The sequence below is a fragment of the Faecalibacterium sp. i25-0019-C1 genome (assembly GCF_042854225.1).
Classification (GTDB): domain Bacteria; phylum Bacillota; class Clostridia; order Oscillospirales; family Ruminococcaceae; genus Faecalibacterium; species Faecalibacterium taiwanense.
In genome coordinates, this window is the sequence record NZ_AP031428.1 from 1,407,302 (window position 1) to 1,424,659 (window position 17,358).

Annotated in this window: 19 protein-coding genes; 5 read left to right on the plus strand and 14 right to left on the minus strand. The window is 56.6% G+C overall.

Annotated features, from left to right (window positions below):
* Positions 1–65: 65 nt before the first annotated feature.
* The 10 genes from ACGHUK_RS07050 to ligA all read right to left on the minus strand — a co-directional run bounded on the left by ACGHUK_RS07050 (position 66) and on the right by ligA (position 7,431).
* On the minus strand, positions 66–452 hold the full coding sequence (locus ACGHUK_RS07050; protein ID WP_390575727.1) for an Asp23/Gls24 family envelope stress response protein: 387 nt from the start codon (positions 450–452) through the stop codon (positions 66–68).
* Between the two features lie 160 nt (positions 453–612).
* Positions 613–1,239, minus strand: a complete 627-nt coding sequence (locus ACGHUK_RS07055; RefSeq protein WP_390575730.1) for a SpoIIIAH-like family protein — start codon at positions 1,237–1,239, stop codon at positions 613–615.
* A gap of 32 nt (positions 1,240–1,271) precedes the next feature.
* Positions 1,272–1,805 (minus strand): stage III sporulation protein AG, encoded by a 534-nt coding sequence (locus ACGHUK_RS07060; RefSeq protein WP_154259850.1) that lies wholly within the window; start codon positions 1,803–1,805, stop codon positions 1,272–1,274.
* Positions 1,802–2,272 carry a hypothetical protein gene (locus tag ACGHUK_RS07065; protein WP_154259852.1) on the minus strand — a complete coding sequence of 157 codons (471 nt, stop codon included), beginning with the start codon at positions 2,270–2,272 and terminating at the stop codon, positions 1,802–1,804. The genes ACGHUK_RS07060 and ACGHUK_RS07065 overlap by 4 nt, the downstream gene beginning before the upstream one ends.
* 3 nt (positions 2,273–2,275) lie before the next feature.
* The gene (locus ACGHUK_RS07070; protein ID WP_154259854.1) at positions 2,276–3,358 is read right to left on the minus strand and encodes a stage III sporulation protein AE; all 1,083 of its coding nucleotides are present in this window, start codon (positions 3,356–3,358) and stop codon (positions 2,276–2,278) included.
* Positions 3,355–3,738, minus strand: a complete 384-nt coding sequence (locus ACGHUK_RS07075; RefSeq protein ID WP_097777774.1) for a stage III sporulation protein AD — start codon at positions 3,736–3,738, stop codon at positions 3,355–3,357. Before ACGHUK_RS07075 ends, ACGHUK_RS07070 begins: the two co-directional genes overlap by 4 nt.
* Positions 3,735–3,929, minus strand: a complete 195-nt coding sequence (gene spoIIIAC, locus ACGHUK_RS07080; protein WP_005942027.1) for a stage III sporulation protein AC — start codon at positions 3,927–3,929, stop codon at positions 3,735–3,737. The genes ACGHUK_RS07075 and spoIIIAC overlap by 4 nt, the downstream gene beginning before the upstream one ends.
* 18 nt (positions 3,930–3,947) lie before the next feature.
* Complete coding sequence (locus ACGHUK_RS07085; RefSeq protein ID WP_294647422.1) at positions 3,948–4,412, minus strand: hypothetical protein; 465 nt, start codon at positions 4,410–4,412, stop codon at positions 3,948–3,950.
* Positions 4,409–5,302, minus strand: a complete 894-nt coding sequence (locus tag ACGHUK_RS07090; RefSeq protein ID WP_294647421.1) for an ATPase, T2SS/T4P/T4SS family — start codon at positions 5,300–5,302, stop codon at positions 4,409–4,411. The genes ACGHUK_RS07085 and ACGHUK_RS07090 overlap by 4 nt, the downstream gene beginning before the upstream one ends.
* A gap of 128 nt (positions 5,303–5,430) precedes the next feature.
* Positions 5,431–7,431 (minus strand): NAD-dependent DNA ligase LigA, encoded by a 2,001-nt coding sequence (ligA, locus tag ACGHUK_RS07095; protein ID WP_390575734.1) that lies wholly within the window; start codon positions 7,429–7,431, stop codon positions 5,431–5,433.
* Between the two features lie 621 nt (positions 7,432–8,052).
* Between ligA and ACGHUK_RS07100 the strand changes: the two genes are divergently transcribed.
* The 3 genes from ACGHUK_RS07100 (at position 8,053) to ACGHUK_RS07110 (ending at position 12,433) form a co-directional block, all read left to right on the plus strand.
* Positions 8,053–8,628 carry a uracil-DNA glycosylase family protein gene (locus ACGHUK_RS07100; protein WP_005942018.1) on the plus strand — a complete coding sequence of 192 codons (576 nt, stop codon included), beginning with the start codon at positions 8,053–8,055 and terminating at the stop codon, positions 8,626–8,628.
* A 70-nt stretch (positions 8,629–8,698) separates the two neighbouring features.
* Complete coding sequence (locus ACGHUK_RS07105; RefSeq protein WP_097781765.1) at positions 8,699–9,784, plus strand: hypothetical protein; 1,086 nt, start codon at positions 8,699–8,701, stop codon at positions 9,782–9,784.
* Between the two features lie 162 nt (positions 9,785–9,946).
* A complete protein-coding gene (locus ACGHUK_RS07110) occupies positions 9,947–12,433 on the plus strand; it encodes an ATP-dependent DNA helicase (protein ID WP_390575736.1) in 2,487 nt (828 codons plus the stop codon).
* A gap of 66 nt (positions 12,434–12,499) precedes the next feature.
* On the opposite strand, the gene ACGHUK_RS07115 is transcribed toward ACGHUK_RS07110, so the two are convergent.
* The 4 genes from ACGHUK_RS07115 to glyA all read right to left on the minus strand — a co-directional run bounded on the left by ACGHUK_RS07115 (position 12,500) and on the right by glyA (position 15,908).
* Positions 12,500–13,471 carry a ketopantoate reductase family protein gene (locus ACGHUK_RS07115; RefSeq protein WP_390575739.1) on the minus strand — a complete coding sequence of 324 codons (972 nt, stop codon included), beginning with the start codon at positions 13,469–13,471 and terminating at the stop codon, positions 12,500–12,502.
* Between the two features lie 35 nt (positions 13,472–13,506).
* Positions 13,507–13,767: a heavy-metal-associated domain-containing protein gene (locus tag ACGHUK_RS07120; RefSeq protein ID WP_390575742.1), complete on the minus strand. Its 261-nt coding sequence runs from the start codon at positions 13,765–13,767 to the stop codon at positions 13,507–13,509.
* Between the two features lie 270 nt (positions 13,768–14,037).
* Positions 14,038–14,553, minus strand: a complete 516-nt coding sequence (locus ACGHUK_RS07125; RefSeq protein WP_097775481.1) for a cob(I)yrinic acid a,c-diamide adenosyltransferase — start codon at positions 14,551–14,553, stop codon at positions 14,038–14,040.
* Between the two features lie 101 nt (positions 14,554–14,654).
* The gene (gene glyA, locus ACGHUK_RS07130; protein WP_005942005.1) at positions 14,655–15,908 is read right to left on the minus strand and encodes a serine hydroxymethyltransferase; all 1,254 of its coding nucleotides are present in this window, start codon (positions 15,906–15,908) and stop codon (positions 14,655–14,657) included.
* 250 nt (positions 15,909–16,158) lie between these two features.
* On the opposite strand from glyA, the gene ACGHUK_RS07135 reads away from it, so the two are divergent.
* A complete protein-coding gene (locus tag ACGHUK_RS07135) occupies positions 16,159–16,731 on the plus strand; it encodes a 5-formyltetrahydrofolate cyclo-ligase (RefSeq protein ID WP_207698063.1) in 573 nt (190 codons plus the stop codon).
* Positions 16,722–17,357, plus strand: coding sequence for a cyclodeaminase/cyclohydrolase family protein (locus ACGHUK_RS07140; RefSeq protein WP_337679064.1), 636 nt, complete (start codon positions 16,722–16,724; stop codon positions 17,355–17,357). The genes ACGHUK_RS07135 and ACGHUK_RS07140 overlap by 10 nt, the downstream gene beginning before the upstream one ends.
* Position 17,358 lies beyond the last annotated feature (1 nt).

Here is a 17,358-nt window from a genome sequence, read left to right on the forward strand (position 1 = left end):
CTCGCAGCACGAAGCCTCTCCGGCCAGAGCACAGAGAGGATCGGCTTCCAATTCTGAATTTTATTTTACTTCTCTGCTGCAGTGGTTTCTGCAAGGCCGGCGATCACCAGATTGACGCGGCTCACAGTGACATTGGTCATGTTCTGCACAGCGTTCTTCACGTTTTCCTGCACCTTTTCGGCCACAGCAGGAATGCGTGCACCAAAGCTCATCATCAGGTTCAGAGTGATGTTTGCGGTACCATCCCGCATTTCCACCACGACCGGAGACTGGATGCTGGATGCTTCCAGCAGATCCTTGAGCTTTTTATTTTGTCTGCCGCAGGAAACCTCGGCAACGCCGTCAATTTCCAATGCTGCGCAGCGTGCGATCTTGCCAATGACTTCGGTGGAGATCTGAAGGCTGCCGCCCTGAAGATCTGTATTCTGAAAATCCATTGTGTTGTCCTCCATTCAAAAGCGGGCACAGCCTGCTTTTTCTTGTTTGAAATGGTCCTGCCTGAAACGATCAATGCCATACGCAGGACAACATCATTCTTTATTGATAGAGTTATTATACCATCAAAGCGGGTGCGATTTCAATACTTGTTTCGGAAAACTCTGCCGCACCTTCTTATTTGACCTCCACCACCGTGATGTTCTGGGCAGTCACAGTGCTTTTGTTCAGCACCACATCCCGGATCTGTGCCACCTGTGCCGCTGTGAGCGGTTCACCGGAGGTCATCACGGTAAGGTCTGCCCGGCCGGACTGCAAAAAGCACAGGCAGTCTGCAAAACCTTTGGCTTTGATCAGCGTTTCGATCTCATTCTCCGCATTCAGATCTTCCAGATTTGCGGTCATCTGGGCGGTATATTCCTTCTTTTCCTCTGCGGAAAGCGACGAGGATTTCATCGTTTTCTTGATGGAATCCATCGACTCATCGTGGGCCTTCTGTCGCTTAAGCCGAGCCTGCTCAAAAAACTTTGCACCACTGTCACTGGCAACGCTTACAAGCTGCGCTTCACCATAGTTTTTGTTGGCGCTGGACACCGCTTCGGCCTCTGTGGGCAGCTCATCCAGAACCGTCTGCGTCTGTACCGGGACATTCTCAGCCTCTGCCGCGACCATTGCAGCATTGTCCGGCAGTTCCGTGGGCACATCGCTGCGGGCGTACTGCCAGTTCAAGTATACGGCGATCACCAGTGCGGCAGCCAATGTAACAGCTGTGGCCCTGCGGGTATTTCTGGAAAGTGCTCTCATAAATCGTTCCTCCTTATAAAAGCTGCAGGGTCTCAGCCCTTGCGCTGTTCCACACAAATGCGGTTGGATGGCAGATCCAGCAGTGCGCTTACCAGTTCGGTGATCCGGGCAGCAACGCGGATGTCTCCGCCGCCCTCGCACAGCACGGCCACACCGCACACCTGCGGCAGACATACCGTTTCGGTCAGGGCTGAACCATCTTCCAGCAGGACATGGGTCTGCTGGGACTGCATTTCTCCGGACTGTGTATCCAGCGCATAAATGGCTTCTTCTCCAGTCTCCAGCGTGACCATCACGGTCGTTTTGCCCGCACCGCTCATCTGTGAGATCAGATGTTCCAGCCGGTTCTCCAGCTGTGCCTGATATTCCGTGCTGCTCTGGGCAGACTTTGTGTTTTTTGTGCTGCCCGCTGCCGTGTTCTGCGGAAAAAGTTCCGACAGCAGGATCAACAGCATTGCCAGAATGCCTACTGCCGCAGCAAGCCTTGCTCTGCCCTGTTTCCCTTTACATTTCCGGGCAAAATCTTTCACGGAATCTCCGAACGAAATGCCCCCTGCTTGTTTCATTCGGTGCCCTCCTGTACTTCCAGTATCGGTGCCATGCCAAGCTCCTGCTGCAGATATGCCGCGATCCGGCTCTGCTCTGCGGATGTGCACGCCGCCGGGAGGATCACAAGCACCTTTTCTGCCCGAACGGTCTGTTCTGTCCGGGTCAGTGTGATCTCCAGTTTCACCTTTGTACCAAAGCGCCGCTCACACTCTGCGCAAAGATCCGCTTCCAGCCGTTCCTGCGTTCCCTGCAAGAGCGATGTCTCCGTACTCTGGATGCTGACCGCTGCCGGAGCAGCCGCCGCTGCACTTTTCAGTTCCAGCTTCATCTGCGGGGCCAGCCGGAACAGGATCACTAGAATATATAGCCCGGCAACGGCTTTTATGCATCTGCCCGCCCAGCCTGCGCCCGCCAACAGCGTCGTGATCTCCGCACAGATACAGGCAATGCAGAACGCCGATGCCGCCGTCTGAAATGCGTGCATTTCCTATCCGCCTCCCGTCATCATCAGAAGCCCCACGCCTACCGTCAGCAGTTCAAAAAACAGTGCCGTTACTGCTGCCATGCATTTTACCGCTTCGGCCATGCAGTCAAACAGCGCCTGACAGCGCCGGTTCTCCGCAAGGCCGCACAGAAGCCTGCATCCTGCAAGGAATAGCAAATGGAGCAGAAGCTGCAGATACAGTGGCAGAAATTCGGCCCCGATCACGGCAAGTGCCGCAAAACCCAGACTGCTTTTGAGCAGCTGCATTCCGGCAAGAAATACTTCTGCCGTATCGCTCAGAGCCTGCCCGATCACCGGCACGCCGCCGGTAAGCAGCTGGCCCAACCGCAGTGCAGAACGGTCCAGCTGAACTGTTACCGCTCTTTGCAGCCCTAACAGCACTGCAAAAATCCGCCCAGCCCAGACAAGCCCCCTGCGCAGCAAAGCGCCCATGGCACGGCACGTTTCCGAAAGCCCCTGCTGGGTGCTGATGCAGCACGCCATGCTTACCGCAAGGTAGCTCTGCAGCAGCGGACTGACCACAAGCACCGTACCCTGTGCCAGAAAGCACAGTCCGGTCAGCAGCAGACCGCTTGCCGCTGTGCTGGCATTCACCTCTCCACCGGCAGCGAGCACACCGCTGTACACCGGAAGAAAACCCAGAAGGTAGTTTTTCCACCCCTCCATCCGCTCACAGATCAGCTGTGCAAGGCTGATCAGATCTCCCCACAAAAGAGTGCCGCAGCCCACAGCCGCAGCCAGCTCCAACAAGGCGCTGTCGGCTGCTCCTCCCACCAGAAATGAAAGCACGATCAGCAACAGTAAAAACAGCAGAACATCCGCATAGCAGTGTGCCATCTGCCGGATCATCTCTGCCGGTGATCCCGGCAGGAGCGCGAGCAGAGATTTGAGCGGATCTTTGGCAAAGGACTCTGCACTTTGCGGAGCTTTTTCCAGATAAGGCTGCCAAAGCTCCTGTCCGGGCAGGCCCTGCAGCTGTGCCGCAGCGGCATCAGGTGCAAAAGCCAGAAAGCATACGGTGCACAATACAAACGCTGCCGCTTTTTGCAGGAATTTTTTTATCATGCGGCAAGCCCCCAGATCTTCTGGCAGATCTCTTCCAGCAGAGGAAATGCTGCCGCCAGAACCAAACATCGGCCCGCAAACCCGGCGCACCATGCCAAAGTGTCCGCACCAGCTTCTTCGCACAGGGTCCGCGCGTAATCGGTCAGCAGCAAAATTCCGGCACAGCGCAGCAGACAGGCAAATGCAGGCCCGTCCACCCGGCGGCTGAAAGCCAGTACATTCCGAAGCAGCTCCTGCACCGCCACTCCAAGCTGCAGCAGCACAAACAATGCTGCGCCAACGGACAGCAGAAACGCATAGGCCGGTGCATCCTTCCGCAGCAGAAGCTGCGCCGCTGCAAAGACGACCACTGCCCCCAGAATGGAAAAAGATGTACTCATAGTGCAAACAGCGACTTGATGGTAACGAACAGTGCGCTGATCTGCTTGACAAGGATGGAAAGCACTACCACAAGACCCGCAAGGGTCGTCATCATGGCCTGATCCTCCCGGCCGGAACGGATCAGCAGCTGGTTCAGGACAGCCACGATAATACCGATCGCTGCAATTTTGAACACAAGGTCGATCTCCAAGTTTTCGTCCTCCTGCCACTACAAAAGAATCAGTGCTGCCACCGCGCCGGCTGCAAGGCCAAGCCTGCACGGTAAGCCTTGCCCGGATGCCGCTTTCTGCTGCGCCTGGTGCAGGAATGCTTCAAAACGGGCAGAGTAATAATCCAGTCGTTCGCATTCCTGTGCCGCTTCGCTTTGGCCAAGGCCGGCAAAGCACTGCTCAAAGCAAAGGCGTTCCGCATCATCAAATCTTTCCGGTGCCGGAATTTCCTGCAGTTTAGGTGCTGCATCGCTTTCCAACAGCTTTTCCTGCACGAGACACCGCTGCAGCTGTTCCAGATCCAGCCTGCGGTAAGCGATCTCCTGCCGGATGCGCTGCAGCAGCTCCACGGTGCGCTGCAACTGCAGGATATGCTGCTCTGTTCTGGCCTGAAATGCAGAGCCGGTCAGCCACCCGCACAGCAGGAGCAGTGCAGCCGCTGCCCAATGGAAAAGCCGCATCATACCGTGCAGACCCGCCGGACTTTTCCCGGCGTTGTGCAGCCGTGCAGCAGTACAAATACACGCAGCATTCCATGCCGCTGCAGCGCCTGCACCTGCGGCCGCCGGGCGGCTTCTTCTACGCTTGCGGCATGGACGCTTGCAACAAAGTCCACCCCGCTGTAAAAGCCCTGTTCCAGCGCTGCAGTTTCGGCAAGCGTGCCCAGCTCGTCCAGCAAAATAACCTGCGGCGAAAGCGTGCGCAGTGCCATCTGCACAGCCCGTTCCTTAGGGATGCCGGACAGCAGATCCAGCGGCGGCATCTTCTCGGAATCACCCGGCGGAAAGATCTCGCAGCGCTCGTCCACCACGCAGGCTCGCCGCTGCATCCCGGCCAGTTCTCGTGCGATCTGACGCAGAAGCGTCGTCTTGCCGCTGTCCGGTTCGCCGACCAAAAGCATCCCAATAAAATGCTTTTTCAGTTGCACCAGAAGTTCGTCCGGCAGCTGTACCGGAACCGCCCTTGCAATGCGCAGGTTCAACCCCTGCACCTGCTGCAGAACCGTCTGGCCGTCGCGATCCACATAGCGTCCTGCCACACCCACCCGGCAGCCGGAGGGTGTGGTCAGAAATCCATGCGCAAGCTCCGTCTGGTGTGCATGTACCGCGCCGCCGCACAGGGTGTGAAAGATCTCTTCGATCTGAAACTGATCCAATACACACTCCCTCAGCTGCAGCGGGCACTCCGGCAGGTCCTGCAGCGGGAGCTGCCGACCCGACAGTGTAACAAAAGCACCACAGCCTGTCCGGAACCGAAGTTCATGGATCTGCGCTGCCGTCTGTGCTGGCAGCTGTCCCAATGGCCCGGCCAGCCATGAGGGAAGCAGGCGTATCGCCCGATAATACTCATCCACACTGTCCTCTCCTTTTTCAGGCTCATTGCCTGCTATGAGTATATGCCTGTCCCTGCCGGATAGAACCTGCGGACATAAAAATATCCCCGCAGCACAAAACTGCGGGGATATCCATTGGAACGGTTTTATCAGATGTTTTCGTCGCTGATCATTGCCAGAAATTCTGCCTCGGTCAGCACCGGGATGCCAAGCGCCTGCGCCTTGGTCAGTTTGGAGCCTGCTGCCGTGCCTGCCACAACATAGGCCGTTTTCTTTGAAACAGATCCGCTGGCCTTACCACCGTTTTTCACGATCAGTGCTTCCGCCTCATTGCGGGAAAGAGTTTCCAGCGTGCCGGTGACCACCAGCGTTTTCCCTGCCAGCTTATCGCCCTTCGGTTCGCCCTTCCACTGCATATTCAATCCGGCATCGGCCAGACGATGGACAAGGTCGGTCGTTCCCTCTTTTGCAAAGAATTCCACGACGCTCTGCGCCATTACGCCGCCAAACCCATCGATCTCGCTGATCTGCTCTGCACTTGCTTCCCGGACAGCCTGCAGCGTACCGAAATGCTCTGCCAGCAGGGCTGCAGCTTTATCGCCAATGTTGCGGATGCCAAAGCCGAACAGGAGCTTATCCAGATTGTTCTGCTTGGAAGCCTCGATGGCGTTCAGCAGGTTATCGGCGCTCTTTTCCTTGAACTTATCCAGCGTCAGAAGCTGTTCCCGTGTCAGCGTGTAGATATCCGCTGCGGAGTGCACCATGTCCTTCTCCACCAGCTGGGTGGCAACTGCTGTGCCAAGGCCCTCGATATCCATTGCATCACGGGAAGCAAAATGGATGATATTGCGCAGTGCCTGTGCCGGGCACTCGGGGTTAACACAGCGCAGAGCTGCTTCATCCTCCAGATGGACGACTGGTGCACCGCAGGAGGGGCAGACCGTGGGCATCTCATAGGGCTGTGCATCCTCTGCGTGATGGGTAACACCGATCACTTCCGGGATGATATCACCCGCCTTGCGCACCTGAATGGTATCGCCGATGCAAAGGCCGAACTGATGGATAAAATCCTCATTGTGCAGGGTCGCGCGGGCAACGGTAGTACCCGCCAGAAAGACAGGGTCAAAGCAGGCCGTCGGGGTAAGAACACCGGTGCGGCCAACTGCGACCTCAATGCTGCGTAGCGTTGTCTCCTTTACCTCTGGCGGATACTTAAACGCAATTGCCCAGCGTGGGAATTTGTTGGTGGAACCCATCAAATCGCGCTGTGCAAAATCGTTCACCTTGATCACTGCACCATCCATATCAAAATCCAGTTTGGCACGGTTCTGGCCGATCTGCTCGATCTCGGCAATGGCCTGCTCAATGTCATGCACGATATGATAGCGCGGCGAGACCGGCAGGCCAAGGCTCTTGAGGTAATCCAGACTTTCAGCATGCTTGGTAAGCGTTTTGCCGCGGATCTGCTGCACATTGAAAACAAAGATAGAAAGGCCCCGGCTTCCGGTGATCCTTGCATCCTTCTGGCGCAGCGAACCGGCAGCCGCATTGCGCGGATTTTTAAAGGGCGCTGCGCCCTGCAGCTCCTGCTCTGCACACAGCTTCTGGAACGCGCCATGCGGCATATATACCTCACCGCGCACTTCCAGAAATTCCGGTGCATCCTTCAACTTTTTGGGAATGCTGCGGATGGCGCGGACATTGGCAGTCACATCCTCGCCCACCACGCCATCGCCGCGGGTAGAGGCACGAACCAGCTCACCGTTTTCGTATTCCAGACTGCAGGAAAGGCCATCGATCTTGATCTCCACCACATACTCCGGCTCTATGCCGGCTTCCCGCACGCGGCGGTCAAAATCCCGCAGCTCATCATACGAAAATGCATCCAGCAGGCTTTCCATTTTTACCGCATGGGTCACCTTGGGCAGCTTGCTGCTGGCCGTGCCGCCTACCTTCTGGGTAGGCGATGATGCCGTGACCAGCTGCGGAAACTGCGCTTCCAATTCTTTCAGTTCCCGGGTCAGAGCATCATACTCAAAATCTTCAAGCTCCGGGGCATCCTGGTCATAGTAAAGCCGATTGTTTTTCTCGATCACAGCGCGCAATTCTTCCACGCGCTTTTTTGCCTGTTCCAACTCCAAAAGTTCCACTCTCCCGCTATCCGGTTTCTCCCGCGCTGCCGTCCGGCACTACCGCCTGAAAATGCATCGCAGAAAACTATTTTGATTATAACACATCCAGCCGCGCTCTGCAAAGAGAAAGCGGATACAATTTGTATAAGTGCTTTGAAATCCGCACGTGTAATCGTTTTCAGTCATCGCTGCAGATTGATTTAAAATCAACATGTGGAGATACTCTTTGTTTATTCTTTTGATAAAACAACGTATTATCGTGTGATTTCTACGCATTCATGACGAGTGAATCGTCCTATGGTATCGTTAAGTCGCCAGCCAAAACACACAGAAAGGGCAACGCATTCGTCGTGAATGCTTTAGGCCTTGTCCCCCCCGGCATCGTCCTCATGATGGTCGTGTTCAGTTCGTCACCACGGCAAAGAAAGCCGGTATGGATGAGCATGTCATTAAAAAGATTGTCGGCCACTGTATTGATGATGTTGCCGAAAAGTCGTATACTAAAAGAGGCATTGAGTGGATTCGTCACTTCATGCAATGCATCGTACCATCCTAGATTTTGTACTATTATTTTAGGAGAAAAGCTGTTCCGATTTGTGAACTAAGTATCATACCGTTTCAAGAGGAGATCAAGCTGCCATGGATTGGGAAACTTTAAGATCAAGCTGTCTTGCCTGCACCCGCTGCGAGCTGTGCAAGACCCGCACCAATGTGGTGTTCGGTCAGGGTGTGGAAGATGCCGAAGTTCTGTTTGTGGGCGAAGGCCCCGGCCAGAATGAGGATGAGCAGGGTCTGCCCTTTGTGGGGCGCAGCGGCCAGCTGCTGGACAAATATCTGTTTGCCATCGACCTTGACCGCACGAAGAACTGCTATATTGCAAACATCGTCAAGTGCCGCCCGCCGCAGAACCGTGACCCTCAGCCTGCTGAGAGCGAAGCCTGTATGCCCTGGCTGCGGGAGCAGTTCCGCCTGCTGAAGCCAAAGATCGTGGTCTGCCTTGGCCGCATTGCCGCCCAGCGGATGATCCGAAAGGATTTCTCCGTGACCAAGGAGCATGGCCAGCTGTACGAAAAGGGCGGCATCCTGTTCATGGGTACCTTCCACCCTGCCGCTCTGCTGCGCAGCCCGCAGAACAAGCCTGCAGCCTTTGCTGATTTTACTGCCCTGCGGGACAACATTGAAACGGTGTGCAAACATACCTATCATAAAGACTGAATCATTCCCGCTGCAAGAACCAAACACCTTCCTTTTGCATACTCTAAAACAAAAAGAGAGGTGTTCGATTATGGAAACTGCACGACATGATTCCATTGATTTCTTTCTGGGTGCCACAACGCCTGCCGGTTTCAAGGGCTATTTTGAACCGCTGCGCCACGAACCCGGTATGCAGATGTACCTGATCAAAAGCGGGCCGGGCTGCGGCAAATCCACCCTGATGAAGCGGCTTGCCCGTGCTGCCGAACAGCGCGGCGAACTGACGCAGCGCATCCACTGTGCCAGCGACCCGGACAGTCTGGACGGCGTGATCCTGCCCGGGCAGCACAGGGCCATCGTGGATGCCACTGCGCCCCATGTGGTGGAGCCGGATGCTCCCGGTGCGGACGAAGTGGTGGTGAGTTTGTACCACACCATCGATGCAGAAAAGCTGCACCAGTGCACCGATGAGGTCAAGGCGCTGTTTGCCCGCAACGCCCTGCTGCGCAGCCGCGCTGCACGATATATTGCATCGGCAGGCAGCCTTTTGCTGGACAGCCGCCGCGCCGAAGCCTGCAGCGCCAATTTCGACAAGGTGCGCCGTTATGTCAAACGGCTGTGCACCCGGGTGATGCCGCGCACGGAAGGCATTGGCAGCGAAGAGCTGCGCCTGCTTTCCGCCGTCACCCCCAAGGGTGAAATGTTTTATCAGGGCACTGCACAGGCATTGGCGGATAAGTTTATCGTGTTCCGGGATGATTACGGCGCGGTGTCCCGCCTGCTGCTGGAGCTGATCCGCGCCGAAGCCCTGACGCGGGGCTACCACATTATTACCTGTCCATGCGCCATGCACCCGGAGGATAAGATCGACCATATCCTGATCCCGGAGCTGAAGCTTGCCTTCCTGACGGATAATCGCTGGCATCCGGTGCATCTGCCCAGTGTGCAGGCTGTGCGGTGCACCCGCTTCCTTGACAGGGAAAATCTGGCAGCGTACCGGGCACGGCTGCGCTTTAACGAGCGTGCTGCCGCCGAACTGCTGGAACAGGCCAGTGCCCTGATGGCGCAGGCCAAGAGCTGCCACGATGAGTTGGAGACCTATTACCGTGCAGCGGTGGATTTTGGCAAAGTGGATGAAGCGGCAGCAGAATGCATGGAGATGTTCGGCCTGAAATAATCAGTTTACGTCGACGAACCGGGAGTTTCTCTGAAGACCGTCCGCTTGGATGGGACCCTGTTGCCGTGAGGCAATCGGGCGGGCGATGGAATGGCCTGAATCGTGTCTGAAAAGAGAAATTACCGGTTCGTCAGTGTATCCCAAAAGCGGAGGTGAAATGCTTTGGCAACGGTTCATCTGCCCATCCGGCAGCTGGTGGAATTTCTGCTGCGGACCGGCAGCATTGACAGCCGGTTTACAGGGTTTGACCGTGCACTGGAAGGTGCCCACATCCACCGCAAATTGCAAAAAGCTGCCGGAGACGGCTATCAGGCTGAGATATTTCTCTCCGTAGAACGGCAGGCAGAGGACATCAATTTTACCCTTGAGGGCCGGGCTGACGGCATTTTTACCGATGAGACTGGCACGGTAGTCATTGATGAGATCAAGACCACCACTGTGCCGCCGGAAGAGATCACTGAGGATATGAACCCCTGCCACTGGGCACAGGGCATGGTGTACGGTGCCATTTATGCCGCACAGCAAAGCCTGCCGGAACTGAACGTCCGGCTGACTTATTATCAGATAGACACCGATCAGATCATCCGCTTTATCCGCCGCTTTACGCAGCAGGAGCTGGATGAATTTCTTGACAAATTATTGTGCCAGTATGCTCCGTGGGCGCAGCGCCGGATAGAGTGGGATGTAAAGCGTACTCAGAGCCTTGAGGCACTGCAGTTCCCGTTTGCGCAGTACCGGCCCGGACAGCGGGCTATGGCGGGCGAGATCTACCGCGCCTGCCGCGCTGGCAAGACCGCCGACTGCAAGGGCGGTACGCGGCTGTTCTGTCAGGCTCCTACCGGCATTGGCAAGACCATGAGCGCGCTTTTCCCCGCGCTGAAAGCCATGGGCGAAGGCAACGGAGAAAAGCTGTTCTATCTCACGGCCCGCAACACGACCCAGACTGCCGCCGAGGATGCCTTGACCCGGCTGCATACGGCCCAGCCAGAGCTTGCCCTGCGCAGTGTGACGCTGACCGCCAAGGAAAAGGTCTGCCTGCATCCGGACGCAGAGGGACATCCCGCCTGCCTGCCGGAGCTTTGTCCCTACGCCAACGGCTACTACGACCGCATCAAGGATGCACTGACAGCTCTGCTGGACGGTACCGGCAGCTTTGACCGCGCAGCGCTGGCCGGGGCGGCAAAGCGTTTTTCGGTGTGTCCCTTTGAACTGGGGCTAGACCTGAGCGAGTGGTGCGATGTGGTCATTGGGGATTACAATTACCTGTTCGATCCGGTGGTGCACCTGAAGCGGTTCTTTGATTCTTCCGGCGACTGGTTGTTTTTGGTCGATGAAGCACATAATCTGCCCGACAGAGCCAGAGCAATGTATTCTGCACGCTTTTGTAAAAGCAGCCTGACCGAGGCAAAACGCGCATTGGGCAAGGGCAAAAGTGCTTTAAAGACCGCTCTGACCAAAGCAGACAAAGCCCTGCTGGAAGCCCGGAAAGCCTGCATACAGCTTGCACCCCGGCACAGCAGCCAGACCGATGCCGCAGACCCGGCACAGACCAGTCTTTTGCCTGAAAACACTGTCCCCGCACTGGAACTGCCCGAACCGCTGTATGCACAGGACAGTACTGTATTTTTGCAGGAGCTGCCCTCTGCCCTGCTCAGTCCGCTGCGGGCCGTACAGGCACCTTTGCAGGACTGGCTGGAAGCGAACCCGGATGCCGAAGTACATGCACAGTTGCTGGAGCTTTATTTTGCTGTACAGGACATCGCCCGTGCTGCTGAACGATACGACAGCCACTTTGTCACTCAGCTTACCGCGCGCGGCAGAGAGCTTGAATTGCAGCTGCTGTGTCTGGACCCGGCACCTTTTGTGGATGCCAGCCTTGCCGCAGGGCGCAGCGCAGCGCTGTTCAGTGCAACACTGGCTCCGCCCTCGTTCTACCGCAGTGTTCTGGGCTGCAGCGATGCACGTGCCGTCGCACTGGACAGTCCCTTTCCGGCTGAAAATCTGGGGCTGTATTGCCTGCCGAATATTTCTACCCGCTACCGCGACCGCGAAGCCAGCGTGCAGGCAGTTTCGGATGCACTGGCCCAGCTGGTGCAGGCCAGAACGGGAAACTACTTTGCCTTTTTCCCAAGCTACGCATATCTGCGGCAGGTACACGAAGATTTTGCAGCACGTTACCCGGGCATTCGCACCCTTGTGCAGGAAAGCCGTCTGGATGATGCCGCTCGGGCTGAATTTCTGGCTCAGTTTGTGCCGGACCCGGCCGAAACACTTCTGGGTTTTGGCGTGATGGGCGGTATCTTTGGTGAGGGAGTTGATCTTGCAGGCAGCCGCCTGATCGGGTGCGCCATTGTGGGTGTGGGCCTGCCGCAGGTAAATCCGCAGCAGGAAATGCTGCGCCGTTATTATGACGCACAGAACGGCTTTGGATTTGATTATGCCTACCGCTATCCCGGCATGAACAAGGTACTGCAGGCCGCAGGGCGCGTGATCCGCACGCCGGAAGACAGAGGTGCGGTGCTTTTGCTGGACGACCGGTTTGCCCAGCAGGAATACATCCGGCTGTTCCCTCCTCACTGGCGGCATATCCGCTATCTGCGCAGCTGCGAAGAACTGGCCGCTGCCCTGCAGGACTTCTGGAATAAATGAGACCCAAACAAAAAGGCACTGCCGCACCCAAAACAGGAGCGGCAGTGCCTTTGCTTCTTTTTTGTTTTATTTTGCTGCTTTCCGGTTCTGCTGCAGGCTATCCCACGAGGGCATTTCATTGCGCAGCTTTTCCCACATGGGCATTGCCGTGCCGGTCTGCCTGCGCAGAGCATCGAACGCTTCGTCCAGATACTTCATTTCGGACACTGCGTGCATGGCGTGATCCGAAACGCACAATCTGCCCAGCGATGTTTTTGTCATGGTAAACACCATCGCTTCCATCTTACGGCGGGCCGATGTGCCGGGCTGGAAATTATCGGTGTTGTTGGCATCGTTCACCGGGATGCCCGCATCCTTGAGCATCAGGCAGGCTTCATAGGCGGCATCCAGAATGGCGCCGCGCTGCTGCTTGGTGGCCCGGTGCAGATCGCCGTTGCAGGCATAGCACACATAGCACGCCGGCAGAACGAATGCAATGTGGCACTTGAGCCATTCATCCATATCGCCATAGAAGGTCAGCTTGTATTTTGCACCGTCAAAGGCGGTCTTGAGCCGGGTTCGGAAGGTGCCAGAAAGCGGAGTTGTGGCACCGCCCACCGTCATGCCGGCACTGGCGTACACACTGACCACATGGTCGTGTTCACGGCGGCCTGCCGTGCCCTGAAAGCCGAATGCGATCTTATCCGCCGGGCGCTGCATGAATTCCAGCACCTGCTTTGCCTGCGGGTTGTTGCCCACAAACACAAAATACTGGCTCTTGTTGGCCTTGAGCACAGGAAGCACATCCGGCAGCTGGCCCGCCTGCACGACCACAAAGATGAGATCATAATAATCATCCGGGGCAAGAGTGTCCACGGTTTTGATCCGTTCCGTTGTGGTCTTGCGCTGCACCCAGTGGCGGATGACCAAACCCTTCTGGTCGATCATTTCCTTCCACTCTCCGCGTGCAAGCAGCGTGACAACGTTCTTTTTGTTCTGCATCAGCACATGGGCCAGCTCGCAGCCCAAAACGCCTGCACCGTAAACCAGAATCCTCATCCAGATACGCCTCCCTTATGTGTGTTAAGGTTTGCTTACTTTTTCAAAAACGAGAAAAAGCCTTTTTTCTCGTAAGGTGCACTGCTTACGTCCTTGACCTCATAGCCGGTTGCATTGATGGCATCCCGCAGCTTCTGCTCGTCCAGCGGCTGTTCCGAGTGGATCACCGTCTGGGCTTTTGCCTGCGAGGACGACACCCTTTTTACCTCCGGGAAGGCCTTGCGCACGGCTTCGTTGACATGGCTCTCGCACATGCCGCACATCATACCATCTACTTTTACGATCGTTTCAATCATTTTATTCCCCTCCAGATCTTCTGCGCGCATCGGCCCGTTGACGCAGAATCTGTTAGGAAGCGCTAACCGTAGTTTCAAACAAAACGCCGTCGGGAACTGCCCGGCAGCGGTGCGGAGCGGTTCCCTGTTCTGTGGTGGGTCTGCTCAGAAAATGCACGCATGATTTCTTGTCTTCATCATATCACACCAGTGGGCTAAATGCAAGATGAAAAATACCCCATCCCGGTTTTTGCGCTTTTCACTCATGCACCCGGTATCCTGCTGCCGTGGTCAGTATTCAATGCCCTGCCGGGCGGAAATTCCCCTCTGGTAAGGGTGGCGGTGGCACTTCATCTCCGTGGCATAGTCGGCGGCATCCAGCATCCACTGCGGCGCAGCATGGGCAGTAAGCACGCATTCCTGCTCTGCCGGGCGTTCCAGCACAGCCTTTTGCAACAGGGCTTTATCCACCATATCCAGTTCCCATGCGCTGCCTGCTTCGTCCAAAATCAGCAGGTCGGCAGGGTCGGCCATGGCAGCTGTGAGGTTCGCATTCTGCAGCTGGCGGGTGGCTTCCTTTTCCGCTTCGTTCATCTGGAACACGAATTTCTGCCCCGCCTTGCCGCGGTACACCTTTGCACCCAGCTGTTCCAGCAGCGGCACCTCGCCGCTTTTGCCGCCTTTGAGGAACTGCAGGATCACCACCCGCTTTCCGCTGCCCATGGCCCGCAAAGCAAGGCCCATGGCAGCGGTGGTCTTGCCCTTTCCGTCGCCGTAATATAGATGTAACAGCCCTGTACGCTTCATGGTCATTTCTCCTTTTGTCTTTGCGTTTATGGTAACACAAACCCAGCAAAAAAGGAAGAGGAAGCACCCGAAGGCGCTTCCTCTTTCAAACAATGCGATATTTACTGATACAGAGGGAAATCCCGGGTCAGCTTCAGCACACGGTCACTGATCTCGTCCTTCTTCTCGTCGTAGTGCCAGATGCAATCGGCGATGCAGTCGGCGATCACCTTCATCTCGGCCACGCCCATGCCGCGGGTGGTAACAGCCGGGGTGCCCAGACGCACGCCAGAAGTCACGAACGGGCTGCGGGTCTCGCCGGGGACAGTGTTCTTATTGGCGGTGATGTGCACGCTGTCCAGACGTGCTTCCAGCTCCTTGCCGGTGCACTCCTCGTCACGCAGGTCGATCAGCATGAGGTGGTTATCCGTACCGCCGGACACCAGCTTGACACCGCGTGCCTGCAACTCTGCTGCCAGAGCCTGTGCATTCTCCACGATCTTGCGGGCATATTCCTTGAACTCCGGCTTCAGTGCTTCACCAAAACAGACAGCTTTTGCGGCGATCACATGCTCCAGCGGGCCGCCCTGGGTGCCGGGGAACACGGCAGAATTGATGCGCTTTGCAAGAATGGGATTGTTGGTCAGGATCAGACCGCCGCGGGGGCCGCGCAGGGTCTTGTGGGTGGTGGTGGTAACAACATCAGCATACGGCACAGGGCTCTGGTGATAGCCGCCTGCCACCAGACCGGCAATGTGGGCCATATCCACCATCAGATATGCACCATAGCCGTGGGCGATCTCAGCGATCTTCTCAAAATCGATGGCACGGGGATATGCAGACGCACCGGCCACGATCAGCTTGGGGCGCACCTTTTTAACCTGCTTTTCCAGCTCAGCATAGTCGATCACGCCGTCGGCATTGACACCGTAAGAGACAAAGTTATAGTTCTTGCCGGACATGTTTACCGGAGAACCGTGGGTCAGATGGCCGCCCTGAGACAGGTCCATGCCCATGACAGTATCGCCCAGATCCAGCAGAGCAAAATAAACTGCCAGATTGGCCTGTGCACCGGAGTGGGGCTGAACATTGGCATATTTTGCGCCGAACAGCTTGCAGGCACGCTCGATGGCAATGTTCTCCACCTCGTCCACATAGACACAGCCGCCATAGTAGCGCTTGCCGGGCAGGCCCTCGGCGTACTTGTTGGTCAGGATGCTGCCCATTGCGGCCATGACGGCGGGAGAGACGATGTTCTCACTGGCGATCAGTTCGATGTTCTGGCGCTGACGGTTCAGCTCGCGATCCATGGCTGCGGCCAACTCCGGATCAACGGTATTGACCAGACCGATGGTGTCCATCATTTCATTGTACATAATATTCTACCCCTCTCAATTTCCGGAGAAAGCCCCGGATCTCTGGATCTCTTCAAGCCACCCTGCTCCGCGCACGAACCGAATTGCTTTCTTTTATCATAGCAGAAAGCTGCAGAATCTTCAACTTCCATTTTGCCAAAAGGCTTGCTTTTTTCGTCTGAAGTGTTTATTATACTTGTATAAAAATGCAGTGTCGTTTTTGTATATTTTTCAAGTCAGTCAACCTTCAGATGAAGTGAGGTGTTCTCTGGTGACGGTCAGTGAAGCAAAGCAGACCCAGCGCAAAGCGGGCCGTGCCGCACGCAAGGCTCTCGGCCCGGAAGAACGCAAGGCTGCAAATGCCGCTTTGTGCGCATTCCTCTGGCAGCTGGCTGCCGTGCAGAATGCGCAGACCATCCTGCTATACGCAGCGTTTGGTTCCGAAGCCGACCTTTCTGCCCTTGCGGAAAAGGCGCAGGCGCAAGGCAAAACGTTGGCCTATCCGGTGTGCGGCGAGGCGTATTCCCTTACAGCCGCTGTGCCCGGCCCGGACGGCTGGGAGATGGGACAGTACGGCATCCGCACCCCCATCCTGAGCCGGTCGGAGATTCTGCTGCCGGAAGCGCTGGATCTGGTCCTTGTACCCTGCACGGCTTTTGATGCAGACTGCTTCCGGGTCGGCATGGGCAAGGGCTATTACGACCGGTATCTTCCCCGCTGCAAAAACGCGGTGAAGATCGGCATTGCATTTGAGGCACAGCGGGTGGAACATGCTGCCGTAGACGAGCACGACCAGCGGCTGGATGCCTATGTAACAGAGAGGGGTATTTACAAATGGAAATGACTAAGCTGAGCTGTGAGAAATTTCTCGCAGAGCTGGCCAGCAAAGCCCCCACGCCGGGCGGCGGCGGGACGGCGGCGCTGGTGGGTGCTGCCGGTGTAGCGCTGGGCAATATGGTGGGCAACCTGACCACCGGCAAAAAGAAATATGCCGCCGTGGAAGCAGACATTCAGGCCCTGAACACAAAGGCCGATGCCCTGCGCAAAGAGCTGGAGGCGCTGGTGCAGGCCGATGCCGATGCCTTTGCGCCGCTGGCTGCGGCCTACGGCCTGCCCAAGGACACACCAGAGCAGGCTGCACACAAAGCCGCCGTGCTGGAAAAGGCGCTGGATGCCGCCTGTGCCGTGCCACTTGAGGTCATGGAAAAGTGCGCCGAGGGCATTGCTCTGGTGGAAGAATACGCCGCCAAGGGCAGCGTGATGGCCGTCTCGGACGCAGGCTGTGCAGCCGCTCTGTGCAAGGCAGCCTTGCAGGCCGCAAGCCTGAATGTGTTCATCAACACAAAGCTGATGGCAGACCGTGAGCGCGCTGCTGCGTTGGACGCAAAAACAGACAAACTGCTGGATGAATTTGTGTCGCGGGCAGACGCTGTTTTTGCATCCGTGACGAACAAATTGCGGAATAAGTGAG